27 protein-coding genes are annotated in these 26,213 nt (G+C 59.2%); 6 read left to right on the plus strand and 21 right to left on the minus strand.

Features of this window, described 5'->3' with window-relative positions; translation table 11 throughout:
- Positions 1-42: 42 nt before the first annotated feature.
- From B149_RS0112095 to B149_RS0112105, 3 genes are read right to left on the minus strand one after another with little or no spacing between them, the layout of a single operon-like run.
- Positions 43-723, minus strand: coding sequence for an HAD family hydrolase (locus B149_RS0112095; protein WP_018125426.1), 681 nt, complete (start codon positions 721-723; stop codon positions 43-45).
- Between the two features lie 22 nt (positions 724-745).
- A complete protein-coding gene (locus B149_RS0112100) occupies positions 746-1,531 on the minus strand; it encodes a hypothetical protein (protein ID WP_018125427.1) in 786 nt (261 codons plus the stop codon).
- A gap of 20 nt (positions 1,532-1,551) precedes the next feature.
- Positions 1,552-1,935: a hypothetical protein gene (locus B149_RS0112105; protein WP_018125428.1), complete on the minus strand. Its 384-nt coding sequence runs from the start codon at positions 1,933-1,935 to the stop codon at positions 1,552-1,554.
- 180 nt (positions 1,936-2,115) lie between these two features.
- Between B149_RS0112105 and tatA the strand changes: the two genes are divergently transcribed.
- Entirely contained in the window at positions 2,116-2,301 is a 186-nt protein-coding gene (gene tatA, locus B149_RS0112110) for a twin-arginine translocase TatA/TatE family subunit (RefSeq protein WP_018125429.1), read from the plus strand.
- A gap of 71 nt (positions 2,302-2,372) precedes the next feature.
- Here the strand turns inward: tatA and B149_RS0112115 are convergent, their stop codons facing one another.
- Positions 2,373-3,272, minus strand: a complete 900-nt coding sequence (locus B149_RS0112115; RefSeq protein WP_018125430.1) for a hypothetical protein — start codon at positions 3,270-3,272, stop codon at positions 2,373-2,375.
- Positions 3,273-3,277: 5 nt separating this feature from the next.
- On the minus strand, positions 3,278-4,252 hold the full coding sequence (locus tag B149_RS17145) for a hypothetical protein (RefSeq protein ID WP_018125431.1): 975 nt from the start codon (positions 4,250-4,252) through the stop codon (positions 3,278-3,280).
- Positions 4,253-4,391: 139 nt separating this feature from the next.
- Here B149_RS17145 and B149_RS0112125 point away from each other — a divergent pair, with 139 nt between their 5' ends.
- Positions 4,392-4,874 (plus strand): SixA phosphatase family protein, encoded by a 483-nt coding sequence (locus B149_RS0112125; RefSeq protein WP_018125432.1) that lies wholly within the window; start codon positions 4,392-4,394, stop codon positions 4,872-4,874.
- On the opposite strand, the gene miaA is transcribed toward B149_RS0112125, so the two are convergent.
- From miaA to B149_RS0112145, 4 genes are all read right to left on the minus strand, one after another.
- A complete protein-coding gene (miaA, locus tag B149_RS0112130; protein WP_018125433.1) occupies positions 4,850-5,788 on the minus strand; it encodes a tRNA (adenosine(37)-N6)-dimethylallyltransferase MiaA in 939 nt (312 codons plus the stop codon). The two genes, B149_RS0112125 and miaA, sit on opposite strands and share 25 nt — an antisense overlap.
- Positions 5,785-6,303, minus strand: a complete 519-nt coding sequence (coaD, locus tag B149_RS0112135) for a pantetheine-phosphate adenylyltransferase (RefSeq protein WP_018125434.1) — start codon at positions 6,301-6,303, stop codon at positions 5,785-5,787. Before coaD ends, miaA begins: the two co-directional genes overlap by 4 nt.
- Entirely contained in the window at positions 6,291-6,851 is a 561-nt protein-coding gene (gene rsmD / locus B149_RS0112140; RefSeq protein ID WP_018125435.1) for a 16S rRNA (guanine(966)-N(2))-methyltransferase RsmD, read from the minus strand. Before rsmD ends, coaD begins: the two co-directional genes overlap by 13 nt.
- Positions 6,852-6,854: 3 nt before the next feature.
- Positions 6,855-8,462, minus strand: coding sequence for an MBL fold metallo-hydrolase RNA specificity domain-containing protein (locus B149_RS0112145; RefSeq protein WP_018125436.1), 1,608 nt, complete (start codon positions 8,460-8,462; stop codon positions 6,855-6,857).
- Positions 8,463-8,639: 177 nt separating this feature from the next.
- Between B149_RS0112145 and B149_RS0112150 the strand changes: the two genes are divergently transcribed.
- The gene (locus B149_RS0112150) at positions 8,640-9,296 is read left to right on the plus strand and encodes an LOG family protein (RefSeq protein WP_018125437.1); all 657 of its coding nucleotides are present in this window, start codon (positions 8,640-8,642) and stop codon (positions 9,294-9,296) included.
- A 123-nt stretch (positions 9,297-9,419) separates the two neighbouring features.
- Complete coding sequence (locus B149_RS0112155) at positions 9,420-10,319, plus strand: DMT family transporter (protein WP_018125438.1); 900 nt, start codon at positions 9,420-9,422, stop codon at positions 10,317-10,319.
- Here B149_RS0112155 and B149_RS17150 read toward each other — a convergent pair.
- From B149_RS17150 to B149_RS0112180, 5 genes are all read right to left on the minus strand, one after another.
- The gene (locus B149_RS17150) at positions 10,316-11,719 is read right to left on the minus strand and encodes a methyl-accepting chemotaxis protein (protein ID WP_211208187.1); all 1,404 of its coding nucleotides are present in this window, start codon (positions 11,717-11,719) and stop codon (positions 10,316-10,318) included. The two genes, B149_RS0112155 and B149_RS17150, sit on opposite strands and share 4 nt — an antisense overlap.
- Positions 11,720-12,153: 434 nt before the next feature.
- On the minus strand, positions 12,154-12,396 hold the full coding sequence (locus B149_RS0112165; protein ID WP_018125440.1) for a hypothetical protein: 243 nt from the start codon (positions 12,394-12,396) through the stop codon (positions 12,154-12,156).
- Positions 12,393-13,925: a 2,3-bisphosphoglycerate-independent phosphoglycerate mutase gene (gene gpmI, locus B149_RS0112170; protein ID WP_018125441.1), complete on the minus strand. Its 1,533-nt coding sequence runs from the start codon at positions 13,923-13,925 to the stop codon at positions 12,393-12,395. Before gpmI ends, B149_RS0112165 begins: the two co-directional genes overlap by 4 nt.
- 1 nt (position 13,926) lies before the next feature.
- Positions 13,927-14,301 (minus strand): ribosome silencing factor, encoded by a 375-nt coding sequence (gene rsfS, locus B149_RS0112175; protein ID WP_018125442.1) that lies wholly within the window; start codon positions 14,299-14,301, stop codon positions 13,927-13,929.
- 27 nt (positions 14,302-14,328) lie between these two features.
- Positions 14,329-14,913, minus strand: a complete 585-nt coding sequence (locus B149_RS0112180) for a nitroreductase family protein (protein WP_018125443.1) — start codon at positions 14,911-14,913, stop codon at positions 14,329-14,331.
- 325 nt (positions 14,914-15,238) lie between these two features.
- Here B149_RS0112180 and B149_RS0112185 point away from each other — a divergent pair, with 325 nt between their 5' ends.
- On the plus strand, positions 15,239-16,543 hold the full coding sequence (locus B149_RS0112185; protein WP_018125444.1) for a phenylacetate--CoA ligase family protein: 1,305 nt from the start codon (positions 15,239-15,241) through the stop codon (positions 16,541-16,543).
- Positions 16,544-16,566: 23 nt separating this feature from the next.
- The gene (locus tag B149_RS0112190) at positions 16,567-16,998 is read left to right on the plus strand and encodes an ACT domain-containing protein (RefSeq protein ID WP_018125445.1); all 432 of its coding nucleotides are present in this window, start codon (positions 16,567-16,569) and stop codon (positions 16,996-16,998) included.
- An 88-nt stretch (positions 16,999-17,086) separates the two neighbouring features.
- Here the strand turns inward: B149_RS0112190 and B149_RS0112195 are convergent, their stop codons facing one another.
- From B149_RS0112195 to B149_RS0112225, 7 genes are all read right to left on the minus strand, one after another.
- Positions 17,087-18,367, minus strand: coding sequence for a Y-family DNA polymerase (locus B149_RS0112195; RefSeq protein WP_018125446.1), 1,281 nt, complete (start codon positions 18,365-18,367; stop codon positions 17,087-17,089).
- Complete coding sequence (locus tag B149_RS0112200; RefSeq protein ID WP_018125447.1) at positions 18,367-18,843, minus strand: LexA family protein; 477 nt, start codon at positions 18,841-18,843, stop codon at positions 18,367-18,369. The genes B149_RS0112195 and B149_RS0112200 overlap by 1 nt, the downstream gene beginning before the upstream one ends.
- 166 nt (positions 18,844-19,009) lie before the next feature.
- Entirely contained in the window at positions 19,010-20,194 is a 1,185-nt protein-coding gene (gene mltA, locus B149_RS0112205; RefSeq protein ID WP_018125448.1) for a murein transglycosylase A, read from the minus strand.
- Between the two features lie 3 nt (positions 20,195-20,197).
- The gene (locus B149_RS0112210) at positions 20,198-21,289 is read right to left on the minus strand and encodes an AI-2E family transporter (protein WP_018125449.1); all 1,092 of its coding nucleotides are present in this window, start codon (positions 21,287-21,289) and stop codon (positions 20,198-20,200) included.
- The gene (locus B149_RS0112215; protein WP_018125450.1) at positions 21,279-22,859 is read right to left on the minus strand and encodes a hybrid sensor histidine kinase/response regulator; all 1,581 of its coding nucleotides are present in this window, start codon (positions 22,857-22,859) and stop codon (positions 21,279-21,281) included. Before B149_RS0112215 ends, B149_RS0112210 begins: the two co-directional genes overlap by 11 nt.
- Before the next feature lie 325 nt (positions 22,860-23,184).
- Positions 23,185-23,811 carry a class I SAM-dependent methyltransferase gene (locus B149_RS0112220; protein WP_018125451.1) on the minus strand — a complete coding sequence of 209 codons (627 nt, stop codon included), beginning with the start codon at positions 23,809-23,811 and terminating at the stop codon, positions 23,185-23,187.
- A gap of 200 nt (positions 23,812-24,011) precedes the next feature.
- Positions 24,012-26,084 (minus strand): copper-translocating P-type ATPase, encoded by a 2,073-nt coding sequence (locus B149_RS0112225; protein ID WP_018125452.1) that lies wholly within the window; start codon positions 26,082-26,084, stop codon positions 24,012-24,014.
- Between the last annotated feature and the right edge of the window lie 129 nt (positions 26,085-26,213).

The raw sequence follows: 26,213 nt of genomic DNA on the forward strand, positions 1-26,213 counted from the left end.
CTATGACTTCACCCTGTCACAGGGCAGATGATTTATCAAGAGCTAAAAGCTGATGACAGGTCCTTCGTACAGACGCATGAGGCCGCGCTTCAGAGCCCAGTAATCCGGAATATACAAATCGGCATCCATCATCTCGTTACGATAGGACCAGATTCTCGTTCCCGCATTTCGCGCGGCCTGACAGTCCACGATGGAATCGCCGATGAAAACGGTCTCCTCGGGCCTGAGATCAAGCGTGCTCATGATCTGGTACATGCCTTCGGGGTGCGGCTTGGGCTTGCGCACTTCGTTGACCGTGATGACGGGGAAGAAGGTGTCCTGCAGGTCGATGGATTCGAGCACCATCGGCATGGTGTCCTTGCGGCTGGTATTGATGGCCAGCTGGCAACCGGCTCCACGCAGCCACCAGATCAGCTCGAAAACGCCTTCCATGCGCTTGATGTAAGGCATGACGCGGGCGTAGTCGAATTTCTTCTGGTAGTCGAAGGCTTCGTTCCAGTGCTTTTCCGGCAGGATATGCCGCATGGCGTCGGCCATGGTGGCGCTGTGGGCAAAGGCCTTTTCCTTTTCGTCCATGGGCGGAAGACCAAAGTGTTCCTTCACCATGTTGTAATAGGCGGTGTTGGCTTCGATGGAATCGATGAGGACGCCGTCGCAGTCGAAAACGATGCACTTGATGTTCTCGAAGACGTCGGTCTTCATCAGGTCGTTGAGATAAATCACGGAATACTCCCTGAATCGTTCTTTATTTACTGATGCAGGCCACGGTTATCTCGCGCTCGGTGAACGGCAGTTCCTCCGGTGCGCGAGAACGTCCGGCAAGCTTCCATGCCGGAGCGGTGACCACTTCCGCCTCCGAGGGCAGCTCGTCCCTGTCGGCGGAGGTAAAATTCAGCCCGGCTTCACGCCAGGTCTCTATGATCTCGGAGTCGCTGCAGAGCAGCACGGCGTCCTTCGGCATGAAGGCGGCCATTCCTTCCATGACACGCTGCCACGCGAGCCGCTGCCCTGCCGGGGAAGAAGGCGCGGTGTTGCTGAGAATCCGGCCCAGCTCGCCGCTACGCTCATCATCCTCGTTAATGCCCAGTTCACCGGACATACGCTGCCAGGAATCCATCACTCCCTTTTCCAGTTCGGAAGTCTCCACGAGACGCTCCTCGGTGGCCCAAGCCAGCAGCAGGATGAACTGTGCGCGGCGAAGGGGCGCATCCGCGTCAACGTGACCACCGCGCGGAGCCATGGCGCCGATGCTCACCAGCAACTGGGATTTGATGGTGCTCTCCGATTCGGAAAAATAGTCTTCCGGAGTGTGTGCACCGAAAAAAGCCATCTCGGACGGGTTCTTGAACTGCTCGCCAAAGCTCACGGAATCCCGCACCAAGGCGCGAGCCGTACGGGTATCGAGCGGCAGATTCTCCGGACGAAAACGGTCCGTCTCATCAGCGGCAAGGCCCGGGTCGAAAAATACCGCTCCGTCAACGTCGCCGGCATTGGCAAGTTCGGCATGCATGGCGGGAAAATGTATCAGCATGGCAGTCTCCGGTTGCAAAATCAGGTTTCCTCGGCGTCTTCTTTCATCGGGGCAAAGCGACGACATCGCCCTTCACACCGTTCAAGGCCCAGCAGGCACAATGCATCGTGGTGATGACGGCAGAACGGCGGCACCCCGCTTGCGTCGGCCTGAAACTTCGGACAATCCGGCTTGTGCCCCACAAGACGCTCGAAACGCGTCTTCCAGAACTTTCCGACCTGTTCCGGGCCAACGCTGAAAGCTTCGGCGCGATGAAGAAAATCGTCGAAGGCAGCCTCCCACTGCATCATAACGCCGCAACGCCAATTGCGTTGATAGCCGGGATTCAGCCGCTCTTCGTAGAGGCATCGTCCGCGGCAATGGTGACGGCAGTCGTCGGCTGGCATTCGTTTGATATCGCTCATGCGTTCTCCACGTATGCGCCGGGCGCACAGGGGAAGGTTTACGTACGGCGCGACCAAATGTAAAGTACGGGAATCACGGTGTCCGACCGTGCGGCGGTCGCAGCCGTCTTGACCTGCCGCCACACGGGGTGTATATGCGATTTCAGCCTGACAAAGGACACCAACACCGGAGGAACATATATGATTGGCGGATTCGGAGTCTGGGAACTCATCATCATTCTTCTCATCGTACTCGTCATCTTCGGAGCCAAGAAACTCCCGGAAATCGGCGACGGCATCGGCAAGGCCATCAGCAATTTCAAAAAGGCGAGCAACGAGCCCGAGGAAATCGACGTCACCCCCAAGGATGAAGAAAAGAAAGAATAAATTTCAACGAGCCCAAAAAAGCGGCGTCCCGAGGGACGCCGCTTTTTTTGTATTCTCTCAATGCCGCGGGATTAACTGTCGTTCTCGTCGGCCTTTTCATCAATGCTGTAGGAAAGTCCCCGGTCCGGCAGGAACGCCTCCAGCCTACCGGTCAGCAATTCCCTGTTGAGAATATGTGCAGACCAGATTCCGGAAACGCCGGAAGCCTGCATATCCAGCTCCAGCAACTGCACGTCGGACAACGCTCCGTCCCACTTGCGAAGGATGCGGTCGAATTCACGCACACCGTCCGGAGTGAACCACCCCGCAATGCGAAGCGTCGCCATGCCTGTCTTAGGTGCCTGAGCCATCTGACGAGTGAAATAGCGCTTCCAGAGATCGTTCCAGACCACGCCGAGATCCTTGCCGCGTCCACGCCAGACGCGACCCGGAATGCGCATCTGCGCATCGAACATTTCCTTTTCGTCCTTGGAAATCATGATGGCCGGAGAATCGACGTCAGAAGAAGGATCAATGCCTGTCAGAAGCATGAGATCCTTCAGCTTCATGCGGTCTTCCTCGTTCAAGCCTTTCACGCGCACGTCCGTGGACAGCCGTTCTCTGGCCGTGGAAAACACGCCCATGGCCTTGAGTCCGTCACGAAGCGCCTGCCGGTTGATTTTCACGTTCATGCGCATGGTCAGGCCGTCTTCGGAAGGCTCGGTCTGGACTTTGTCGTAGCCCAGAACATAGTAGCCGGCCTTTTCCTTGAGCTCTTCACGCAACAGCGCGGAACGCTTTTCACCGAGCGGCGGAAGCAGTCTCAACGCCTCCTTGTGCACGGCTTCGGCAAAGGCTTCATTCATGGCGCGGTTCTGCAGTTCCATGGAGGATTCGTTCTCCTCCTCCACCACGGAGACTTCTATATTTCCGGCAAAGGCCGGAAGCGTCGCGAGACAGGTAAGGATCAGGGTCAGAAAAAACGTTCGCACCGAGTCTACTCCTCAAGGTCGAAGCTTTCGTATTGGATGCCGCCCTGCTCGTCCTCAGGAGTTTCACCGTCGAGGACAGGTGCGTCCTGTGCGGTTTCCCTGTCGAGCACGATGACCACGCGGGCCTGATCGCCTATGCCCTTCTTGCCGAGTACGGCACGGGCGAGAGCGGCGTCGGAAGCGGAAATGACGGGATTGGTCGCAGTGGCCTTGCCGGTGGCCTGTACAACCAGCGGAGTTTCGCCGACGCGGCTGCGCACCACGACCCATTCATCGGAATTGGAATATGCCGCCACACCGGAATTCACGGCCACAGAACGGCTGACCACGAAGGGTCCGTACACGCCCACGCCGTTTTCGTCATAGACCACCGGGCACAGAGCCGGGGTAATGTCGAGTCCGCGCGCATCAATGATAACGCCGGAGTAGCCGCTCCCGGGCCTGACGCCGAGCCCCATGGGGTCAACCATGTCTTCCGGCGGGGCCTGTTCGGCCTTGTCCAGCTTCGGCGGGATGCCGCTCAGAAAAGGAATTGTGGTCGGAAGCAGGAGCTCGGCCATGGCGCCGCGCATGGAAATGGAGGCGGAAACCTCTCCCATGGACTCGACCGTCCCCTCTTCCGAAGGCAGGGGCAGGGTCAACGGGGAGTTCTGGAGCAACATGCGAGCTTCCTCGGAAGCCTCCAGATCCTCTGCCAGACGGTAGCCTACGGTCTGGTTCGAGTCGATGCGCACCTGCTCGATTACGTCGAGCATCTGCTTTCTTGCGGTGACGGCTGCCTCTCGGACGGCGAGCGACTTGCGGCGCACCGGGTCGAGGACATCACCCACAGGCTTCACGGTCACGGATGAGACCACTTCGCCGTTGCCCCAATGCACTGAGGCACCCTCGTGGCTCTGGACGTGTCCACGAAAGGCGAAAGCCATCTGTGTGCACACGAGCAGAAGAAAAAGGGTCAATAAAGATTTGCGTACGATCATGTGTTACTTCCTAGGAATGCCGAATTTCCGGGTCAGTCCGCATGTACCGTTCCGTGTCGGATATCGCAACCCGTAATTTGAACGCCTTGCCGCAGAACCGCCCATACGCTAGGCTAACCGGAAAAAGGGGGAAAACCAAATGCTCGTCCATCTCATGCAGCACGGCGCATGTCTACCCAAGGAAGCCGACCCGGAACAACCCCTGAGCCCGGTTGGCATAGACCTGATCCGCAGAAACGCCATATCCATGCGCTCCCTCGGCATGGACTTCGACCGCATCATCACCAGCAACAAACTTCGTGCGCTACAGAGCGCCGAAATCGTCGCCAAGACCATCGGCTACCCGGTGGAGGGCATTGCGGCGGACACCCGCTTCAAACCATCGGCCCGTCCTGAGAAGTCCCTGGAAGCACTTGAGGAATACGCAGCCGAACTGGTCCTCGTGGTCGGGCACCTGCCCTCGCTGGAACATCTCGCGTCCCGCCTGCTCGGCGGTGCGGACGGAGTGAGGCTGCACTTCGCCAACGGCGGGCTTACCTGCATCGAGACCAGTCCGACGTTTTCGCAATCCGTGCTGCACTGGCACCTTCAGCCGCGTCATCTGTCGCTGCTCGGCAACTGAGCAAGCCACGACTCCACCCTATTTGCCACTGCCTCCGATTCGTCAGGGCTGAACCATTCGATGTCGGTCTCCTTTCGGAACCACGTCAGCTGACGTTTGGCGTAGGCACGCGTGTTCCTCACCCACTTCTCCACGGCCCGATCAAGCGAGATAAGTCCACGGACATGCTCCAGCAACTCTGCGCAGCCGATGCCGGACCAGCCGGGAGCATCCGGGTCCGGGCACGCCTTCCAGGCGGCCCTCGCCTCTTCCAGCGCGCCGCGACCAAGCATGATGCCGATGCGCTTTTCAAGGTGGGGCGTGAGATCGTCCAACGCCACCTCAAGCCCGATTTTCAGATAGTCGTACTCGGCTTCCTTATGCTGTTCGCCGTGCCAGTCAGTCATGGTTCTGCCTGTGCCGAGCCACACTTCCATGGCCCGGGCATTGCGCTGGCTGTCGTTGGGATGAATTTTGGCGGCATAGTCGGGATCAATCCCCTGAAGCTCGCGGTGCAACTTCTGCGGCCCCTCGGTTTCCAGACGTTCCAGGACTCCCGCACGCACTTCGGACGGAATCTCGGGGATTGGCGCAATGCCGAAAAGTAATGTTTTCAGATACATGCCTGTTCCACCCACCAGCACTGGAAGCCGTCCGGCCTGTTGCACCTCGGCCACGGCGTTTCTCGCCATTTCAGTAAACCGGGCGGCGTTGATGCTCTCGTGCGTAGGCAGAAAACCGTAAAGGAGATGCGGGCAGGCCTGCATCTCCTCCGGATCCGGCTGGGCGGTTATGACCGGAAAGTCCCGGTAAACCTGCCTCGAATCGAAGTTAATCACCGACACGGGACGTTTCGCAGCCATGGCAAGGGCCGAGGCGGTCTTGCCCGCCCCGGTCGGTCCCACGAGACAGACGACGGTCCCGTTTCGACTCATGTCTCCTCCTCCAAGGAAGGTGGCGTGGCGTATTTGGCATACAAACGGGAAACCACCGCTTCGGGCACGAGTCCCTTTATATTGCCGCCGTGGCTGGCCACTTCCTTCACTATGGTGGAACTGAGGTACATCCATTTGAAGTCGGTCATGAGAAAGGCGGTCTGCACGCCGCGATCCAGCTTGCGGTTCATCAGCGCCATCTGGAATTCGTACTCGAAATCCGAAACGGCCCGCAGGCCGCGCAGAATGGCACCCGCGCCGCGCCTTCTGGCGTAGTCGATGAGCAATCCGTGAAACGGCTCCACGATGATACGGTCTTCATCCGCGAAGACCTCGCGCGCCATCTGTACGCGTTCGTCGAGAGAAAACAGGGTCTTCTTCGGGGAGCTGCGCGCTATGGCGAAAACGATGTGATCGAAAATACCGAGTCCGCGCTTGATGAGCGAGACATGCCCCTTGGTCACCGGATCAAAGGTGCCGGGGTATATTGCCAGCCTTGGGTTCAGGTTCTCCATACGAGTATCCTGGTCTGACCGTATTCACGGTCCGCTATGAGTTCCAGACGCCCGAGCCGCCCCTCGTCGGGTGCGGTCACGCGGGCTTCAACTTCTGCGAGGATGAACGCTCCATCCTCGAACCAACCNCTTTCCAGAGCCTTCTCAAGCGCCGGAGCCATGAGGTCCTTGCCATAAGGCGGGTCAATGAACCCGAGACCGAACGGTTTCTCCGGCGGGCGGGAAAGCACGGTGAAAATATCCTTGCACAATACGCGGGCTCTTGCACCGCCGAGTTTGAGATCGGAGAGGTTCTGCCGGATGACGCCGGCGGCCTTGCGGTTCTTTTCGATGAACCACGCGGTCTGCGCCCCCCTGCTCAGGGACTCCAGGGCAAGGCTGCCGCTTCCGGCGAACATGTCCACCACACGAAGACCCTGCCAGCGCACGCCGCGCGCCTCCAGCATGGAAAAGATCGACTCCCGCACCCTGCCTGTGGCGGGCCGGTATCCCGGCCCTTCGCAGGTGCGTATGCTGCGGCCCCTGAATTCTCCGCCGATGATACGCATGAATTACATCTCCGAAATGAGCTCGACCATGGCCCGGTTGACTTCCATGAGGCGGTCGCGGACATCGGTCTGCTCCGGCCACGGACGTTCCTTGACGTCATCGAGGCGTTTGCGGAACTCTTCGAACAGCTTCTCGGAGTCGGCAACAAGGAATTCCCAGTCCACGCGGGGCCGGGCAACGGCGGCGTCCACCACGGGGGTCATCTCGCGTCCCGGTTCGAGGATCAGTTCCTCCATGTACTCCGGGATGTGAATGTCGAAACCGAAACGCTCCCTGATGACTTCGGCAAAGGCGTCCTGTGCCTTTTCCTCGCCGTGGACAAGGATGACCTTCACCGGCTTGTCGCGGATGCCCTCCAGCCAGTCCAGCAACTCGTCCTGCCCGGCATGGCCCGAGAATCCGTTGATGGTGAAGACCTTGGCATTGACAGCCACCTCTTCGTTGAAGATGCGCACCTTGTCCGCGCCGTTGACGATGCGCCTGCCCATGGTGCCCACGCCCTGATAGCCCACGAAGACCACGCTCGCGCCGGGGCGCCACAGGTTGTGGCGCAGGTGGTGCTTGATGCGGCCAGCGTTGGCCATGCCGCTTGCGGATATGACCACGGCCGGACCGGGGGTGTTGTTGATGGCGATGGACTCGTCCGTGGACAGGGTCAGGCGCAGGTTCGGCAAGTCCAGCGGGTTCTCGCCGTTTTCGATGTAGCCCATGGTCTGCTCGTCGAAAAATTCCGGATGGTTCCGGAAGACCTCGGTAGCGCGAATGGCCAGCGGGCTGTCGAGGTAGACAGGCATATCCTCGGGCAGCTTTCCTTCCTTGTGAAGCAGGAAAAGGGAATAGATGAGTTGCTGGGAACGCTCTACGGCAAAGGCCGGGATGACAACCTTCTCACCTTTGGAGTAGCTGTACTGAATGGCTTCGGCCAGCTCATTCAGAGTGTTCTGTGCGTCCTTATGGACGCGGTTGCCGTAAGTGGATTCAAGAAAAAGATAGTCGGCGCAGTCCAGCAACGAGGGGTCCTGCACGATGAGCTGTTCCGGACGGCCAAGGTCGCCGGAAAAGACGAGTTTGGTGTGCTTGCCCTCATCCAAGTATTCCACTTCAATGAAAGCGGAGCCGAGAATGTGTCCGGCATTTTTGAAAGTAACCGTCACGCCGTCAGCGGGCTCAAAGGCCGTGCCATATTTGACGGGCTTGAAAAGCGGGGTCGTGGCTTCGGCGTCTGCGGTGGTATAGAGCGGGGAAACCTGCTCCATCCCCTTCCGGTTGCGTTTCCTGTTGGCCCACTCCGCTTCCATTTCCTGAATATGCGCGGAATCGAGCAGCATGATGTCCAGCAGGTCGCTGGTGGGCTCGGTCATATAGATAGGACCTTTGTAGCCGTGCGATACGGCGGCGGGCAACAGGCCGCTGTGGTCGATGTGCGCGTGCGTCACAAGAATGAAATCGAGATTCTCGAAATCGTAGTCCTCAAGGTTGCGGTTGCGCGCCTCGATTTCCTTGTTGCCCTGATGCAGGCCGCAATCGACCGCGAAACGGACGCCTTCCCTTTCAAGAATGTAACAGGATCCGGTAACCGCCCGTGCGGCTCCCATGAAGGTGATTTTCATATGTTCACTCCCGGGTCCGAAAGAAGGTTCTACCGCCCTTCCCGATGACGAAATTCAATGCTAAACGACATGTGCCGACCCGCTCGGCCACGGCGCCCACGTTCATGCCCCAAAAGGGCGAATCAGGCAACCATGCATTGTTATCACCGCAATGCCCGTATAATTCAAGGAGAAACCATGCCCAGGTCCAAACAGTACCTTATTGACGACCTCTCCATGAAAGAGTCCTGGAGGCTCTTCAAGATCATGTCCGAAGTGGTGGACGGCTTCGAAAGCCTGAACGACATCGGTCCTGCCGTGTCGGTTTTCGGCTCCGCCCGCATCAAACCGGAAGAACCGCTCTACAAGCAGACGGAACAGCTCTCCGCCAAGCTTGCCGAGGCCGGTTTCTCGGTCATCACCGGCGGCGGTCCCGGCCTCATGGAGGCAGGCAACAAGGGCGCGAAAGAAGCCGGCGGCGAATCCATCGGCCTGCATATCCACCTGCCGCTCGAACAGGGCGCCAACGAGTTCGTGGATGTGCGCTGCGACTTCCGTTACTTCTTCATCCGCAAGCTCATGTTCATCAAGTATGCCATGGCCTACGTTGCCATGCCCGGCGGCTACGGCACCCTTGATGAACTCTCCGAAGCGCTGGTGCTTATCCAGACCAAGCGCATCCGCCCCTTCCCCATCGTGCTCATCGGCACTGAATTCTGGGGACCGCTGGTGGACTGGTTCAAGGAACGCCTCGTGCGCGACGGATTCTGCAGGGAAGAAGATCTGGATCTGTTCAGGGTCACCGACGACATCGACGAGGCCGTGGGCCACATCAAGCGCCACGTCATCCTGTAGACGCGTCGAACAAAGTCGAAAACACGCCCGGCAACGAAACGCTGCCGGGCGTTTTTGCGTCTTGCCCTCAGGGTATAAAAAAAGCTATCGGTACCGGGGTTTTGAAGTAACAAGGAGCGCTCCATGACCAATCGCAGCAAGGCCATGACCTTCGGGCTGGCAACGGTTTTCATCTGGTCCACCGTGGCCTCTGCCTTCAAGTTGTCCCTGCGGCACCTCACGCCGGTGCAGCTGCTCCTGCTGGCCTGCGTTGCCTCCATTCTGGCTCTGTTGGGCGTTCTTGCATGGCAGGGAAAGCTGCGCGAACTGCATATGCCCCGGAAAGACCTGCTGCGAGCGTCGGGGCTGGGAGTCCTCAACCCGTTTCTCTACTACATCATTCTTTTCAAAGCGTACGACCTGCTTCCCGCGCAGGAAGCACAACCGCTGAACTACACGTGGGCCGTAACACTGAGCCTGCTGTCCATCCCGCTTCTGGGTCAACNCATGACCCTGAGGCAGCTTGCGGCCATCTTCGTCAGTTATTCCGGTGTAGTGGTCATTTCCACACGTGGCGACCTCTTCAACATGCAATTTTCCGATCCGCTTGGTGTCGGGCTGGCCTTATTCAGCACCGTCATCTGGGCGCTCTACTGGATATTCAACACCAGCGGCAAGGGTGACCCCGTGGCCGGGCTGCTCGTGAACTTCCTTGCGGCGTTGCCGCTCATACTTGCAGCCTGCCTGCTCACGGACGGCCTTCCGTCCGCAACGCTGCCGGGACTTCTCGGAGCGGCCTACGTAGGCGTCTTCGAAATGGGGATAACCTTTGCGTTATGGCTCACCGCCCTCAAGTTCGCCTCCATGCCCGACGGCGGCGGCAATGCACGAATCGCCAACCTCATTTTTCTCTCGCCTTTCCTGTCGCTGGTGCTCATCCACTTCATCGTCGGCGAAGAGATACTGCCATCCACCATCGGCGGACTGGTGCTGATCATCCTCGGCAACGCCCTCATGCAGCTTGGACGACGGTCCGCTCCCTAGGAAAGGCTGATGTCCGCGGCAATGATCCCCACCGGCTGCGACCCGCCCGCATAAAACGGCGCGGAAACAGTGATGCAGCGCTGTCCCGAAGCATCGGAGACATACACGTCAGACACATACAGCGACAGATCTTCCTTTGCACCCTGAAACCAGTCCTTGCCGGACCAGTCGCGACCATGCGCTGAAGCGTCCACCTTGTAACCGTCCACGGAACCGTGCACATTGCTCACGATCTGATTTCCCTTCATATCGGTGACATAAAGCAATTCGACGAAACGATTCCGTTTGACGGCTTCCTGCAATGCCTCTTCCATGCCTTTTCTGTCATCCGGGCGCATTCTGCGATTCTCCGCAAGCCCGTTGACCACGGCTCCGGCCTTGCCTTCACCGACCAGTCTAAAAGCTTCCACCAGTGCGCCCAGATCATCGACGCTGCCGCCGAGACTGGTCAGGGCCGAACCGGATGCTTCCATGGCCTCGGCTGTCTCGCCGGAAAGAACCGACACGTCGGCAACGGTTCTGGCAAGGTCATCGCTCGCGGCACTCTGCTGGGCCGAAGCTGATGCAATCTCGCCCACTCGCTCCGAACTTTCACCGGAAAGATTCACGATCTCCCCGAGCGCACCGCCGGATTTCTTCGCCAGTTCCGCCGCCTCACCGGCTCTGGAAACAGCCTGCTCGACGCCCTGGACAGTGGCCTTCACCCCGTCCTGAATGCCGCCGATCTCCACGCCGACATCCTTGGTGGCCTGCATGGTTTTTTCCGCCAGTTTGCGAACCTCGTCCGCCACGACGGCAAAACCGCGTCCAGCCTCTCCGGCACGGGCCGCTTCGATGGCGGCGTTGAGTGCCAGCAGATTGGTCTGGTCCGCGATGTCGCTGATAACCTCAATGATGCTGCCGACCCCGTCTGCCTGCTTGCCGAGGCTTTCCACACGACCGGCAAGGTCGCGGGTTCCACGGGCCACATGATCGATGGCGGCAAGCGTATTTTCGACCAACTCGGCTCCGTCGGCCGCGCAATCGCGGGCTTCCTGCGCCGAGCCTGCCGCAGACTCGGCCCCTCTGGAGGTTTCCGCAATGGACGCATTCATCTGATCCATGGCGGAAGCGGCCGAAGCAAGGTGATTTTGCTGACTGGCGGCATGATCCGCCGAACGTTTCATTGCCTCTTCAAGGCTACGTGCGTGCTCCTTGATGGAACGCAATGCGCCGCCCATGGTTTCCGAGGCAGACAGCAGTCCACGGCACCGTGCGGCCTCGGCCTGCTGGCGGGTTTCCCTGACCTGTACTCTGGCCTTGTCCAGCCCGAACTTGGTTTCATTAAGATTTCTGTCTCCAAGCTCGCACTTCTCCTCAAGCTCTCCGAGCTTTTTTACAAGCTCGTCAACAAGACTCACAAGATCGTCAGATCGTGAATTTGTCGATTCAGACTTGGGAAGAAGCTTTACAAGCCGTTCACGCAGCTTTGCACCTCTCGTGCGGGCCCGTTTTTCACGAAAGATTCCCCAAACGCACACACCGGCGGCGCAAAGGCCCGTTCCCATGGCCAAAAGACCGGTGAACACGGATGACAATAATGGCGATTCGCTCGCATGAAGCGCCTGAACCAGCAAAACGGCCAGACTGACCCCAAGCACAAAACAACTGACTGCAATTGATACCGAATTTCTATGACTGCAAACCATTCTTCCTCCTTCGCGCAGTGAACGGGACTGAACAAAGCAAGGAAGGGACCAACATGCGCGACCGGTTATGAATGACGAAACAGAATAATCGGCACCAAAAAAGGGCCTTCCGAGGAAGGCCCTTGCTATTCGGGTATGCAGTGCGGCTAGAGAAAATCCGGATCGATCCCGGCTTTGCCGCCGTCGAGCATGATCTTCATGAAACGGATGGCCTTCTCGTCCACCGGGACGATGGGAAAGCTCTTGCGACAGGCATCGCACTGGGCCATGGCGGGCCGGGTGGGGGCTATCAGCGGCACTTCGCGACCACAGTGGGGACACGGATAAAGATAGATCATCTCCATGCTCCGGGGCTTCACCGGAGTCAGGGGCTTACTGTTCTGGCTCATTGATTCTCCGATTCGAAAAGACTGTTTCCGGTCATGTCCTCGGGCTTCTCTTCGCCCCACAAGTCAAGGATGGTGGGGGCAATGTCACCGAGCTTACCGGGAGCGAGACGACGGGAGTGCGCGTCGTCCGCGATGTAAATGCATGGAACGAGGTTGGTGCTGTGCGCGGTCTGAGGGCCGCCGTCCGGGCCGATCATTTCCTCGGCGTTACCGTGGTCGGCGGTGAGCAGCAACCTTCCGCCTGCGGCAAGCACCGCGTCAACGATGCGGCCAACACAGGCATCCACGGTCTCACATGCGGTGTTCGCAGCCGAGATCACGCCGGTATGCCCCACCATGTCGAGATTGGCGAGGTTGCAGACGCTGAGATCGTAGTCTCCGATCCGCTCGATGAGTTTGTCCGTAACCTCTTCCGCGCTCATCTGCGGCTTCTGGTCGTAGGTGTCCACTTCACGCGGGGACGGGACCAGCACGCGGTCTTCGCCGTCAAACGGCTCTTCGCGTCCGCAGTTGAAGAAGTAGGTGACGTGAGCGTATTTTTCGGTTTCCGCTATGCGAAGCTGTGACTTGCCGAGGTCGGAAACCACCTCGCCCAGCGTGTTTTGCAGACTCTGCGGCGGAAAGGCAACCGGCATGGGGAAGCTGGATTCGTACCGCGTCATGGTGGCGAAACCAGCCAGATCGGGCACGGTTTTGCGCTCGAATTCCGAAAATTCCTGCGAGAAAAAGGCGGTGCACAGTTCGCGGGCGCGGTCCGCACGGAAATTGAAGAAGAACACGCCATCGCCATCGCCAATGGCGTGGTCCGCGCCACGCACCTGACGGGGCTTGATAAATTCGTCGTTCTCACCTTCCTCATAAGCGGCGCGCACGGCTGCAACGGGATCGTCGATTTCCGCACCCTCGCCGTCCACCAGCATCTTCCACGCCTGCTCAACGCGTTCGAAGCGCTTGTCGCGGTCCATGGCCCAGTACCGACCGGCGATGGATGCGATGCGGCCAACACCTATGCGCTCCATGCTCTGCCCAAGACGCTCCAGATACCCAGCGCCACTGGTGGGCGGGGTATCACGACCGTCCATGAACGCATGCACCAGCACCTCGGAAATGCCCTGCCTGCGGGCAAATTCGAGAAGCGCTTCGATGTGCCGCTGATGGCTGTGCACGCCGCCGTCGGAGACGAGACCCATGAGATGCAGCCTGCCGCTACCCTGCTTCACCTGCTCGGCAAGTTGGATCAGCGCTGGGTTCTCAAAAAGACTGCCGTCTTCCACGGCCATGTCGATGCGGGTCATGTCCTGATAGACAATGCGTCCGGCACCGATGTTCATGTGCCCGACTTCCGAGTTGCCCATGAACCCGTCGGGCAGTCCCACAGCGCGGCCCGAACATTCGAGCTGTGTGGAGGGATACCGCCGGGCCAGTTCGTCGAGCTTCGGGGTGCAGGCGCAGGACACGCAGTTGCCCTCGCCGTCGGGGGCGATGCCCCATCCGTCGAGAATGAGCAGGAGGGTCGGTGCTGTGCTCACGCTACTCTCCCTGGTAATCGGTGCGTTCGGCCTCGGACCACATGCCTTCTATGTTGTAGTGATCGCGGACGTCACTCTGGAATATGTGAACGATGACGTCGTTCATGTCCACGAGCACCCACTCTCCGCTGGGCCGCCCTTCGATGCCGAAGAATTCGAGGTTTTCCTTGCTGCACTGGTCGAGCAGATGATCGGCCAGAGACTGGGCGTGCTTCACGCTTCGGGCGGAGCAGACCACAAGCTGGTCCGTGATGGAGCAAAGCCCCTGCACGTCCAGCATCACGATGTCGGAGGCCTGCTTGTCGTCGAGCCACTTGGCGGCCAGCGCCACCTTCTCGGTGCTGTCGATATCTCTGAACTTCTTTTCTTTCTTCATCTATTTCCGCCGTTTTTCTGGCTTTTCTTAAAACAGCTCCCGGATCACGAGATCCTCGGGAGCGCGTTTCGGTACGTGGTGAACCCCTTCCGAATCGCGCCAATACCTGACATCGCCGCCATTGGGAAGCGGTTCCATAACCACTTTCTCATCGGGAACGCCCAGCGCGAGCACCAGAAGCGGGTCGTGTTCATCTTCCATTTCAAGGATGCGGGCGACGCGTTTCGCATCAAAACTGCCTATCATGCATCCACCAAGCCCCGCGCTGTGGGCCGCGAGCATGACGGTCTGTGCCGCTATGCCCACATCAATCTTGGGGGCTCCGCGCCCTTTGGGGCTGCAAATCACTATATAGGCCGCAGGGCGCTGTCCTTCCGCCGGACCGGGCCAGCTTTCGAGATAGGCGGCCCAGCCGAGGCTGTCGAACACCCTGTCACAGAGTCTCTTCGAGCCCACGAGGACATACCGCAAAGGCTGAAGGTTTCCGGCCGAAGGCGTGAGCGACGCCGCCCGGACGAGGGAACGCAAGGTTTCCGGAGCGATTCGTTCATCCTCCCTGAACCTGCGGTAGGTACGGGACCCCGCGACGAGCTGTATGAAATCTTCAAGCATATCGATACTCCGGGCGAACTGTAATGGATTGCGCCCGCTCCTGCAAGCCGCCGCAGCCGACCTTGCGAATTACCCGGGACACAAACCGCAAGCGGTTGTTTTTTGGACTGATCATCCTCATTCGTACGCTTGAGGCTTGACACCATCAAGGTGATTGTTGCATGAAGCTGTTCATGCTCAAACAGTTTTTTACCGTCTTTTTTCTCTTTATGAACCCCACTTGATGGGGACTCGTGGAGCGGAAGACGGTCAGCACCGACACTACAGGCCACGGGTTCCACCCCGTGGCCTTTTTTCTTGCACGCAACCGAAGGAGGACCGACAGATGATCTTCGACCAGGATCTTGAGACCCTGCCACGGGACGAGATGGAGCAACTCCAGCTCAAACGGCTGCAATCCCTTTGCGAAAGGGTGTACCACAACGTCCCCTTCTACAGGAAACGCTTTGACGAGCGCGGCATCAAGCCTTCGGACATCAAGAGCCTGTCCGACGTCAAGCACCTGCCCTTCACCGAAAAGCAGGATCTCAGGAACCACTACCCCTTCGGTCTGTTCGCGGTCAGCCGCGACAACATCGTGCGCATCCACTCCTCCTCCGGCACCACCGGCAAGGCCACGGTCGTGGGGTACACCAAGCGCGACATTGCCAACTGGGGACGCATGATGGCCCGCAGCTACATGGCAGCAGGCGCTTCCCCCAGCGACATGATCCACAACGCCTACGGCTACGGCCTCTTCACCGGCGGCCTCGGCGCCCACTACGGAGCCGAGGAACTGGGCGCCACCGTGGTCCCGGTCTCCGGCGGCGGCACGCGCCGTCAGGCCATGCTCCTTCGCGACTTCCAGCCCGACGTGATCTGCTGTACTCCCTCCTACAGCCTCTTCCTTGCTGAAATGGCAGAAGAAATGGGCATCGACGTCAAGAAACTCCCGCTGCGCATCGGCATCTTCGGGGCCGAGCCATGGACCGAGGAAATGCGCCGCGACATCGAATCCCGCCTCGGCATCACCGCCATCGACATCTATGGTTTGTCCGAGATCATGGGACCGGGCGTGGGCATCGAATGTCATGAGGCGCAGGACGGCCTGCACATGATGGAAGACCACTTCCTCGTGGAAGTCATCGATCCCGAAAGCGGCGAGCCGCTGCCCCCGGGCGAGACCGGCGAGCTGGTCATCACCACCCTGACCAAAGAAGCCATTCCCCTCGTGCGCTACCGCACCCGCGACCTGACCACGCTGAACACCGCCCCCTGCAAATGCGGACGCACCACCGCACGCATGGCCCGCGTCACCGGTCGCAGCGACGACATGCTGATCATCCGCGGCGTCAACGTCTTCCCGTCCCAGATCGAGTCCATCCTCATCGAGACCGAAGGCCTCACCCCGCACTATCAGCTCATTCTGGAACGCCAGGGCAACCTCGACACCCTCACCGTCATGGTGGAGGTCAACGAGTCCGTGTTCTCCGACGAGATCAAGAATTTACAACGGCTTGAATCCAAGGTACAAAAGAACATCAAGGAATTCCTCGGCGTGTCGGTCAAGTGCAAGCTGGTCAACCCACAGGGCATCGAACGGTCCGAGGGCAAGGCCAAACGCATCATCGACAAGCGGAACGACTCCTAACCATCGACGCAAGAGAGGACGAAATGAAAGTCGACCAACTCTCCATATTTCTTGAAAACCGTGCCGGCCGTCTGGCCGAGGTGACCCGCATCCTCGAAGAGACCGGCATCAATATCCGTGCGCTCTCGCTGGCGGACACCTCCGACTTCGGCATCCTGCGCCTGATCGTGGACGATTTCGAAAAAGGCCGTGCCGCGCTGAAGGAACACGGCTTCACCGTGGGCCGGACCAACGTGGTGGCCGTCGAGATCGACGACCAGCCCGGCGGACTGAACCACATCCTGACCCTGCTGCAGAACGAAGGCATCAATGTGGAATACATGTACGCCTTCGTGCAGCAAAGCGGCAACTCCGCCGTGCTGATCTTCCGCTTCGACCGCACCGAGCAGGGCATCGAAGTACTCCAGAAGAACAACATCAACGTCATCCCGGGCGAAAAGCTCTACAACCTGTAGTTTCCGCCACAGAATGACGAAAAAGGGGAAGCGGCCGAGCCGGTTCCCCTTTTTTGCGCGCAACGGCAGTTCCGCCCACTTTTCAGGATCAGCGAACCTGCGGGATTTCGGCCCATGACGTGGTAAATCTTCGGGATAGCCGCCGCTGGCGCATATGCCATTCCTTGCGGCCAAGCCCCGCTCCGCCGAAGCGCAGACTGTCCCGACCGAAACGGGCATTGACCGAATCCAGCGTCTTCATGAGCGAATCGCGACGCGTCTCATCAGGTGCGTTGCGGTAGTCGTCGAAAGTGAGCTGCCGCTGCCCGCGCTCCGCCAGGTCAAGCATGAGCACGCCGACTTTCTGATATTTGTATCCCTCACGGTAGATGTCGCGCAGGATGGACAGCGCCTTGCGATGCAGGCTGGGCGTGTGCGAGGTGGGCCTGTCCAGCGGCAGGCAGCCGCTCCCGTTGTACTGCGGGTCTTCGGCAAAGCGGTTGGTGGAGAGAAGGACCTGCACGGCCCCGGCCTGAAGATCACGCGTCCTGAGCTTCTCGGCTGCCCGCTGCACGTAGGCGCAGAGCGCTTCCTCCAACGCATCCAGCCGGGTGATACGAGTGCCGAAGGAACGGGAACAGGTAACGCTCTTGGCGGCGGGCGGCTGTTCCTCGAAGGGGTGGCAGGGGATGCCCTGCAACTCCATCATGGTGCGCAGGCCGCACACGGTGAGCTTTTCGCGCACCCAGTCCCGGGTACGCAAAGTCAGGTCCCGCGCACTGCGCACGCCGCACGCCCGCAGCTTGCGCGCACTCCTGCGGCCGATGCCCCAAACGTCCTCCACGGGGACCCCGGCCAGCTCATCGCAAACCTGCGCGGCGCCGTCCATGAGCCAGACGCCATTGGTCCCTTCCCGCTTCTTGGCAATGCGGTTGGCAACCTTGGCCAGCGTCTTGGTCCGCGCCAGCCCGACGCAGACCGGGATGCCGGTCCAGCGGTACACCGTACGGCGCATCTCCGCGGCCTGCTCCAAAAGCCTCCGGGGATCGCGGCTACGCATGATCAGAAAGGACTCGTCAATGGAGTAATGCTCAATCTCGGGAGAAAAGCACGTAAGGACCTGCTGCACGCGAGAAGACATATCGCCGTAGAGTGCGTAGTTGGAAGAGAAGACAGTCACGCCGTGGCTTCTGAAAAAAGTTTCGCGCTTGAAGGCCGGTTCGCCCATGCCGATCCCAAGCGCCTTGGCCTCGTTGGAACGGGCGATGACGCAGCCGTCGTTGTTGGAAAGCACCACTACGGGCCGCCCTTCCAGCGCGGGAGCGAAGACCCGTTCGCAGGAAACGTAGAAGTTGTTGCAGTCCACCATGGCGTAAAAAAACGGCTCCACTAGACCCTCCTGACCACGCCGGAAACCACGCCCCAGACGAACAGCTCCTGCCCGCGCTCCACCACGATGGGCCTAAACGCCGAATTCTCCGGCACCAGGACAGGCTTCCCGTCGCGCTCCTGAAGCCGTTTGACCGTCAGTTCGCCGTCCAGCACCGCCACCACGATCTTTCCGGGCACGGGATCACGGGAGCGGTCCACCACCAACACGTCGCCGTCGTGGATGCCCGCCTCGATCATGGAGTCGCCCGTGACGCGGACCATGAACGTGGCAGCGGGGTTGTTCACGAGGTACTCGTTGAGATCGAGGGCAGTCTCCACGTAATCGTCGGCCGGAGAGGGGAATCCTGCGGAGACCGGTTCGAAATACAATGGCACGGCAGACAAGGCGGCTTCCTCGCCCACGGCCCTGCCCACCACCTCGACTCTTCCGGTGGCTTCTTCAGCGGGTCTTCTCTTCATGGGAACAACAGTCATGCACTCCTCCGGCGCTGATCTTTTCGGGTCGGGTCGGACTCCGAAAATCTACCACAACGCCCGTGAGGGGCAAGCTACTAAACATTTCCACTCCGGCGGTCATTAGACCGCCGGATACAGGAAAAGGACATTGCCGAAGCAAGACCCCTAAAAGATGGGAGAAGCGCTATCCTTCCAACGCCGAGCGGCTGAGGAGCATGAATATCTGCGCGTCGTGCTGAAGATGCCCGGCAAGGAAACGGGCCTTCGGACCGAAGCCGCAGAACAGGTCACAGCGGGTGCCCTTGATGGCCCCGCCAGTGTCCTGTGCCAACACGAGCGAGGCAAAAGGATCGGTCTCGCCGTTTTCCGCAGGCAGCTCGGTTCGAAGCGCCAGCAGCGAGCCGAGGGGAATGGTGGACGGATCCACGGCAACACTCACGTACGGAGTCAGGGTCCGGCCGATGCTGCCGTACGGACCTTCGTCGTGAAGGCGGAAAAAGACATAGCTGGGATTGCGGAAAAGATAATCATCGCGTTCCTCGGGGTGCGCCGCAAGGAACTGCCGGATGCGCTTCATGCTCATCTCGTCCTTGGACACACGGCCGTCGTCGATGAGTATGCGGCCGAGGGAGCGGTACTGACGCCCGTTCTTTCCGGCATAGAGCACATGCTCCATGCTTCCGTCAGGATAGACGAGTCGTCCAGAGCCCTGAATCTGGAGGAAGAAGGCATCCACGGGATCGGCCAGCCAGGCTATCTCCAGCCCGCGCCCGGCAAGCGCGCCCGCGCCGTCGATGTCCTTACGGTCGAAATACGGCATGGCTTCGCCCTCTTCCGAGCGATAAGTAAGCCGCTGCCCTTCCCAGCGCGGATGAAACTTTCCGAGATCAATGGTCTTGAGGTCCTCGGGCTGTCGGTACAAGGGGTGGCTGTACTTATCTGTCCTGACCTTGGAAGCCCGGATGAGCGGCTCGTAGTATCCGGTCAGCAGGGTGCCGGGATCAAGACGAAACCACGTGAACCGCTCGTCAAGAAGCTCCGGATTCTCATCCAGCCGCGGCAGCAGCTCAAGGAGCTCCTCAAGGGAACGGCGCACCTGCCCCCACTTCACCATCAGACCGCCATAGGACGCGGCCACCCGTTCCGCGGGACGGTACCGAACGTATTCGAGGCTGCGCTCGATAGCAGGCCGCAAGTCTTCATAGGAAGCAAGCCCCTGATAGGCGGGCGACAGGGAACGGGCCTCGGCTTTCGCGTCTTTCTGGAGCACGAAACGCGTCTGCTCGGTCTCCGTCGGCTCTATTTCCTTGGGAGCACATGCGCAGAGGGTCAACAGCAGGATGAGAATGATGAACGGAGCGAAACGCATGGACTAGTCGTTCTCCTTTTTCTTGAACGATTCCCCGTATTCTTCGGTGTAGATTTGAAGCATGACCATCACGAAGCTGAGAATGAGCGGGCCGTAAAGGATGCCCAGCATCCCGAAGGCCGAGATGCCGCCGAGGATGGCAATGAAAATGTAGAACGTGGAGACCCGTGCCGCCTCGCGCATGAAGTATGGCCGCAGGAACGTGTCGATGCTGACCACGATGAGCGAGAACCACAGTGTCAGGAACAGGCCGAGCTGCCACTGCCCGGTGATGAACAGGTACACGGCCGCCGGGACCCAGATGATACCCGTGCCGACCACGGGAACCAGCGAACAGAAAGCGGTCATGGCGCCCCAGAACACACCGGGGATGCCGCAGATGGAAAGGGCTATGCCGCCGACGATGCCCTGCAGCACCGCAACAAGCAGGCATCCCATGAGCACGCCGCGAGAAACGCGCTTGAGACTTTCGATGATGTAGTCTTCCTGACGTTCGCGAAGCGGAGAGACGCGCTTGATGAAAGCGACCATCTGCGTGCCGTCACGCAGAAAATAGAACAGCGCGAAGATCATGAGCAGGAAAAGCAGGATGATGCGGAAGGTATCCCGCACCAGCACCGTGCTGTACTGAAGCATGGTCTGGGCGAACTCCCGCGAGTAGTCGAGGATCCGGGTGCGGATCTCGCCGCCGTCCAGATCCAGAAACGGAATCTTGTCGTGAATCCAGGCGAGATAGTGTGTCACCTCCGACGAAGCGGCGAGCTTCTCGAAGTCGGTCACCCGAATCCACTGGTTGATGGCGGCCAGCGAATCAAGTCCCTGATTGACAAGGGCGACCATGACAACCGCCATGGGAATCAGCAGGACCACCACGATGGTCAGGGTGGTCAGCGCCGCCGAGACCTTGCGCCTGCCGCCGGTCAGCTCCAGCGCTTTGAACATGAGCGGCGAACACATGATGGCCAGCACGCAGGAAAGAAGCAGCGCGTGGAGAAAAGCCTCCACGAGCATGTATCCGAGGTAGAGCGCCGACCCGAGCAAAACCGTCAGGGTGACGGAATAGATGCTCATGAAGGCATTGTTTTTATTCGACATGACCGGATTCTTCCCCGCCGTCCAGCGTCGCTCGGATTACAGAAGACAGGGTGTCGATGTCCGCGGGCTTGGCAAGATAATTGTCCATCCCGGCATGCAGGCATCGCTGCTCGTCCCCCCACATGGCGTGGGCCGTCAGGGCAACAATAGGAATGGAAGGCTTGCGCACGCCGCCTTTCCCGGCCCGGATTATACGAGTCGCTTCAATGCCGTCCATTTCGGGCATCTGAATATCCATGAGCACCAGATCGTAATCCTCTTCCGCAAGTCGGCGCACGGCCTTGGAGCCGTCGTCCACCGCCTCGACACTGCATCCGTGCTTTTCGAGGATGCGGGAAAAATAGGTTTTGCTGATAAGATCGTCGTCGGCGATGAGGATACTCAGTCCGCGCAGGGAACCGGTACCGCTGTCGCTTTCGGCCTCAACCACATCCTGAGGCTGAAGATCGGCGGTGATGTGGAACACGCTGCCTTTGCCCTCCTCGGACTCGGTCCAGATTTCACCGCCCAGCAGGGTTGCCAGACGGCTTGAAATGGCGAGTCCCAGCCCGAGGCCGCCTTCCTTGCGGGTCATGTAGTCGTCCACCTGCGTGAAGCATTCGAAGATGCCACCGAGCTTTTCCGGTGGGATACCGCAACCGGTGTCCCTGACGGCCACGTGCAGACGAACCCGGTCCTCGGCAGGCTGTTCCCCCCTGTATTCGGACGGATGGGCCAGCCGTGCTTCCACGTCGATACGTCCCTCGGACGTGAACTTGACCGCATTTTCCACCACGTTCTTGACCACCTGACGCAGTTTTCCCGAATCACCGAGTACCAATTCCGGCACATTGGGATCCATAGAAAAACCAAGTTCTATGCCCTTGGCTCTGGCCGGCCCCTCATACTGAGTCACCACGCTTTCCAACAGCTCGCGGATGCGGAACTCGGTTTCACGCAGGGCCTGTATCCGGGCCTCCAGCTTGGAGTAGTCGAGAATCTGATTCAGCACGTTAAGCAGGGACATGGCTGACTCTTTTATCAGCTCCACATTACTCTTATGCTCTTCGGGCAGGTCGGAAAGCAGCAGAAGCTCGGTCATCCCGAGCACGCCGTTCATGGGGGTACGCAGCTCATGGCTGATTGTGGCCAGAAACGAGGTCTTCACTGCATTGGCCGCCTCGGTCTCCTTGCGGGCCTGCCGCAGTTCCCGCTCCATCTTGTGCTTGTAAAGCGCAACTTCAATGGCCGAACGCAGGTCGCGCTCGTCCACGGGTTTGAGCAGAAAGCCGTAAGGCCCGGAGACTTTTGCGCGGCTCAGCGTCTCATTGTCTGAAAAAATGGTCAGGTAGATGATGGGCGTACCGTACAGTTCGGTGATCTGCTCCGCTGCCTCGACACCGTCCATCTCCCCTTCAAGCCTCACATCCATGAGGACGAGGTCGGGATCGAGTTCACCGCAAAGACGCACTGCATCCTCGCCCGTCAAGGCTGTCGCGGCCACCTTGTAACCTATGCGCTCAAGACTGGCCTGCACGTCCATGCTGGCGATGGTATCGTCTTCCACCACGAGTATCTTTATTTCCGGCATCACCTTTCCCGATAAATACGACCGCATGGGGCCAGCCCGTTGCGTCCGGTTGTTTTTCGATACACCACACGAGCTTCGTGTCATACCGTTCAACCCACAGCTTATAGTCTATCGCGCCCTTTCGCAATGCGGAAGGAGCTTTGTCCAGCTAAAAATAAGCCGAAATCACGGGACTATCCGCCTGCACGACGAAGGGCTGTCCCCTATCAACAGCCACCCTTCCCGACTGTGGACATTCGCCCCGACCACGAAAGGACTGCAACGACTCACCGCACCAACGACACGGCGTGCTGTTAATAGATCAGTCTGGACGGCATTTCAGACTTCACCGCCTGTATTTAGTGAAGACAAAGAAGTGATGATACGGATACTCGTGCACCTTGTATTCTTTCAGCAACTCCACATTGCGCCGACCAAGATCCTCAAGCACTTCTCCAGCAGAATAGCCGGGTCTGCCCAGCTCCCAGTAATGCTGATCAATGATCTTCGGCAGCTTCAGCATGAATCCGGGCTTCGGCACAAGCACCCTTTTTACGCCCAGTTTCGGCACGTGGACCGTCAGCGGCCAGCCGCCCGTCACGTCGGGCAGACTAATGACCAAATGACGCTTCGCCACTCGAACCATCTCGTCGAAGACCTTCATGGAGTCCTGGTAAGGCAGGTGCTCCAGCATCTGAAAAGCGCAAACGCAATCATACGACTCATCCCGTAACGGCAGGTCCGTGGCCGAAGCCACTATATCCGGCCTGAGTTGCACATCATAATCCACAGCATCGACCCGGACATCATATTTTCCCAGAATCGTACCGAAGAGCCCTGCGCCGGGGCCTATCTCAAGGACATTTCGCGGTGACAGCGACACCACTTCGTCAACCTGATGGTAGAGGCTCATCCATCGGCGCTTGTCGAAATACTGCTTGAATTCGTAATGCGATTTCTCCACCTGGACCACACCGCCCTCCTCGGTTGCCGTGGACTCTCTTCCTGCCGGAGCATGAATGCCCCACACCTCGCCGGTTTGATACGGGAAAGGTCATCTTTGCATAGCACCGTGAATGAGGTTTTTGAACTAAAAGGGTGGTAGACATGATAAAAAAAGCCGGTCCCGAGGAACGGAACCGGCTTGAATTCAAGTATTGCAGCCTGTTGCCATCAGGCGCTTTCGGGAGTTCGAATCAGCTTGGCGTTGATTGCGACGATGACCGTGGAAAGCGACATGAGAAGTGCACCGGCTGCGGGGTTGAGCAAAATGCCCCATTTGTAGAGCACGCCGGCAGCAAGGGGGATTGCAAAGGCGTTGTACCCCGTTGCCCAGAAGAGGTTCTGGATGGTCTTGCGGCGGTTGGTGCGCGACAGTTCGATGACCTTCACGACATCTCCGGGGTTGGAGCGGACCAATACGATATCCGCAGTCTCCTGCGCCACGTCGGTTCCTGCGCCGATGGCGATACCCACGTCGGCCTGAGCCAACGCGGGCGCATCATTGACGCCGTCGCCCGTCATGGCGCACATGAGGCCACGCCCCTGTACTTCCTTGACCTTCTCGGCCTTCTTGTCGGGAAGGACCTCCGCAAAGTAGTCCGTCAGATCCAACTCCTTGGCGACACGATCAGCCACGGCCTGATTGTCGCCGGTAATCATCATGACCTGAATGCCCATTTCCTTGAGCTTGGCCACGGCGTCGCGAGACTCGTCGCGGATCACGTCATCAAGCGCGATGCATCCGGCGGCCTTGTCGTCCACCAGCACAAAGACCAGCGTCTTGCCCTCTCCTGAAAGGTCCGTGACCTTGTCCTTGTCGTACTCGATCCCCTGCTCGTCCGCATAATTGCGGCTGACGACCTTCACATTGCTGCCGTCCACGGTGGCCTGTGCGCCCTTGCCGGGGATGTTTTCAAAATTCTCGGCCTTGCCGGGCTGCTCCGCGGCTTCCACCACGGCCTTGCCGATGGGGTGCTCGGACTGCGACTCGACAGCGGCCGCCATGTTGGTCAGCCTACCTTCATCCATGGTGTCATCGAACACGACCGTGTCGCTGACGGCAAATTCGCCCTTGGTGAGCGTCCCGGTCTTGTCGAAGAGCACGGCCTGAAGATTGCGCGACTTTTCAAAGGGAGTCCTGTTGCGGATAAAGAATCCCTGCTTGGCGGCAATGGCGGTAATCATGGCCACCACCAGCGGAATGGCCAGGCCGAGTGCGTGCGGACAGGTGATGATCATGACCGTGACGGTGCGTTCGAGCGAAAAGATGAACTCCTTGTCGAAGAGCGTGAGCCAGACGATCATGGTCACGGCGCCGGATGCGAGCGCAATGTAGGTCAGCCACATGGCGGCCTTATCAGCGAGCCCCTGTGCGCGGGACTTGCTCTCCTGTGCCTCCTTCACCATGCTCATGACCTGATTGATGAAGGAGTCATCGCCGGTCTTGCCCACGGAGACAGTCAGCGAGCCGTCGCCGTTCACGGCACCGCCGATGACCTCGTCGCCTTCCGACTTCTCGACCATCTGTGATTCACCCGTGAGCATGGACTCGTTCAAGCTGGAATGCCCCTCGACGATCTCGCCGTCAGTGGGAACTCTTTCGCCCGGCTTGACCAGTACCGTGTCGCCCGGCTGAAGCTCATTGACCTTTACATCCTCGGTGGAACCATCGTCTTTGAGACGGTGCGCTTCGCCGGGAATGAGCTTGGCGAGCTCCTCCATGGCCCCGGAAGCGCTCATGACGGATCGCATCTCGATCCAGTGGCCGAGAAGCATGATCACGATAAGGCTCGCCAGCTCCCAGAAAAACACCCGACCGGGCAGGCCGAACGAGACGAGGCTGGAATACCCGTAGGCAACGGTTATCGCCAGCGCGATGAGGGTCATCATGCCCGGCTGTTTCTTGGATACTTCCTTGAAGAAGCCCTTGAGGAACGGCCAGCCACCATAAAAGAAGATCACCGTGGAAAAGGCGAAAAGAATCATGAACCGACCGGGAACGGCAGGTTCACCGAGACCGGCAAATCCTCTCAGCATGGGGGAAAGCCATGCGACCGGAAGCGTCAGCAGAAGCGATACGTAGAAGCGTCGTTTGAAGTCCTTGACCATCTGGGCATGGTGCGACGCGTGTCCGCCTCCATGGCCGTCGTGGTCGTGATGTCCCTCGTGGCCGCCTCCGCCATGTCCTTCATGGCCGCCGTGTCCATGCTCTTCATGACTGTCTTGATGCTTGTCGTCGGGCATCCGCATTTCTCCTGTATGCTTTTCCGTTCACGTTTCACTTGTGTGCAAAATACCTTTCGCATCATCCCATATAAACGATTATCGGGAAAAAGCGAAAGGGTGCATACAGGGGAGCTATCGGTGAGTCGC

It is taken from the genome of Desulfovibrio oxyclinae DSM 11498 (assembly GCF_000375485.1).
GTDB classification, from domain to species: domain Bacteria; phylum Desulfobacterota; class Desulfovibrionia; order Desulfovibrionales; family Desulfovibrionaceae; genus Pseudodesulfovibrio; species Pseudodesulfovibrio oxyclinae.

Excerpts from the sequence above, each read along its gene's own strand:
- B149_RS0112105 (WP_018125428.1), bottom strand. The coding sequence starts at position 1,935 with ATGAGCGATATCAAACGAATGCCAGCCGACGACTGCCGTCACCATTGC.
- B149_RS0112210 (WP_018125449.1), bottom strand. The coding sequence starts at position 21,289 with ATGTCGAATAAAAACAATGCCTTCATGAGCATCTATTCCGTCACCCTG.
- mltA (WP_018125448.1), bottom strand. The coding sequence starts at position 20,194 with ATGCGTTTCGCTCCGTTCATCATTCTCATCCTGCTGTTGACCCTCTGC.
- B149_RS0112150 (WP_018125437.1), top strand. The coding sequence starts at position 8,640 with ATGCCCAGGTCCAAACAGTACCTTATTGACGACCTCTCCATGAAAGAG.
- B149_RS0112215 (WP_018125450.1), bottom strand. The coding sequence starts at position 22,859 with ATGCCGGAAATAAAGATACTCGTGGTGGAAGACGATACCATCGCCAGC.
- B149_RS0112185 (WP_018125444.1), top strand. The coding sequence starts at position 15,239 with ATGATCTTCGACCAGGATCTTGAGACCCTGCCACGGGACGAGATGGAG.
- B149_RS0112125 (WP_018125432.1), top strand. The coding sequence starts at position 4,392 with ATGCTCGTCCATCTCATGCAGCACGGCGCATGTCTACCCAAGGAAGCC.
- tatA (WP_018125429.1), top strand. The coding sequence starts at position 2,116 with ATGATTGGCGGATTCGGAGTCTGGGAACTCATCATCATTCTTCTCATC.
- B149_RS0112100 (WP_018125427.1), bottom strand. The coding sequence starts at position 1,531 with ATGCTGATACATTTTCCCGCCATGCATGCCGAACTTGCCAATGCCGGC.
- miaA (WP_018125433.1), bottom strand. The coding sequence starts at position 5,788 with ATGAGTCGAAACGGGACCGTCGTCTGTCTCGTGGGACCGACCGGGGCG.
- B149_RS0112145 (WP_018125436.1), bottom strand. The coding sequence starts at position 8,462 with ATGAAAATCACCTTCATGGGAGCCGCACGGGCGGTTACCGGATCCTGT.
- coaD (WP_018125434.1), bottom strand. The coding sequence starts at position 6,303 with ATGGAGAACCTGAACCCAAGGCTGGCAATATACCCCGGCACCTTTGAT.
- B149_RS0112180 (WP_018125443.1), bottom strand. The coding sequence starts at position 14,913 with ATGCTTGAAGATTTCATACAGCTCGTCGCGGGGTCCCGTACCTACCGC.
- B149_RS0112165 (WP_018125440.1), bottom strand. The coding sequence starts at position 12,396 with ATGAGCCAGAACAGTAAGCCCCTGACTCCGGTGAAGCCCCGGAGCATG.
- B149_RS17145 (WP_018125431.1), bottom strand. The coding sequence starts at position 4,252 with ATGATCGTACGCAAATCTTTATTGACCCTTTTTCTTCTGCTCGTGTGC.
- B149_RS0112190 (WP_018125445.1), top strand. The coding sequence starts at position 16,567 with ATGAAAGTCGACCAACTCTCCATATTTCTTGAAAACCGTGCCGGCCGT.
- B149_RS0112225 (WP_018125452.1), bottom strand. The coding sequence starts at position 26,084 with ATGCCCGACGACAAGCATCAAGACAGTCATGAAGAGCATGGACACGGC.
- rsfS (WP_018125442.1), bottom strand. The coding sequence starts at position 14,301 with ATGAAGAAAGAAAAGAAGTTCAGAGATATCGACAGCACCGAGAAGGTG.
- B149_RS0112200 (WP_018125447.1), bottom strand. The coding sequence starts at position 18,843 with ATGACTGTTGTTCCCATGAAGAGAAGACCCGCTGAAGAAGCCACCGGA.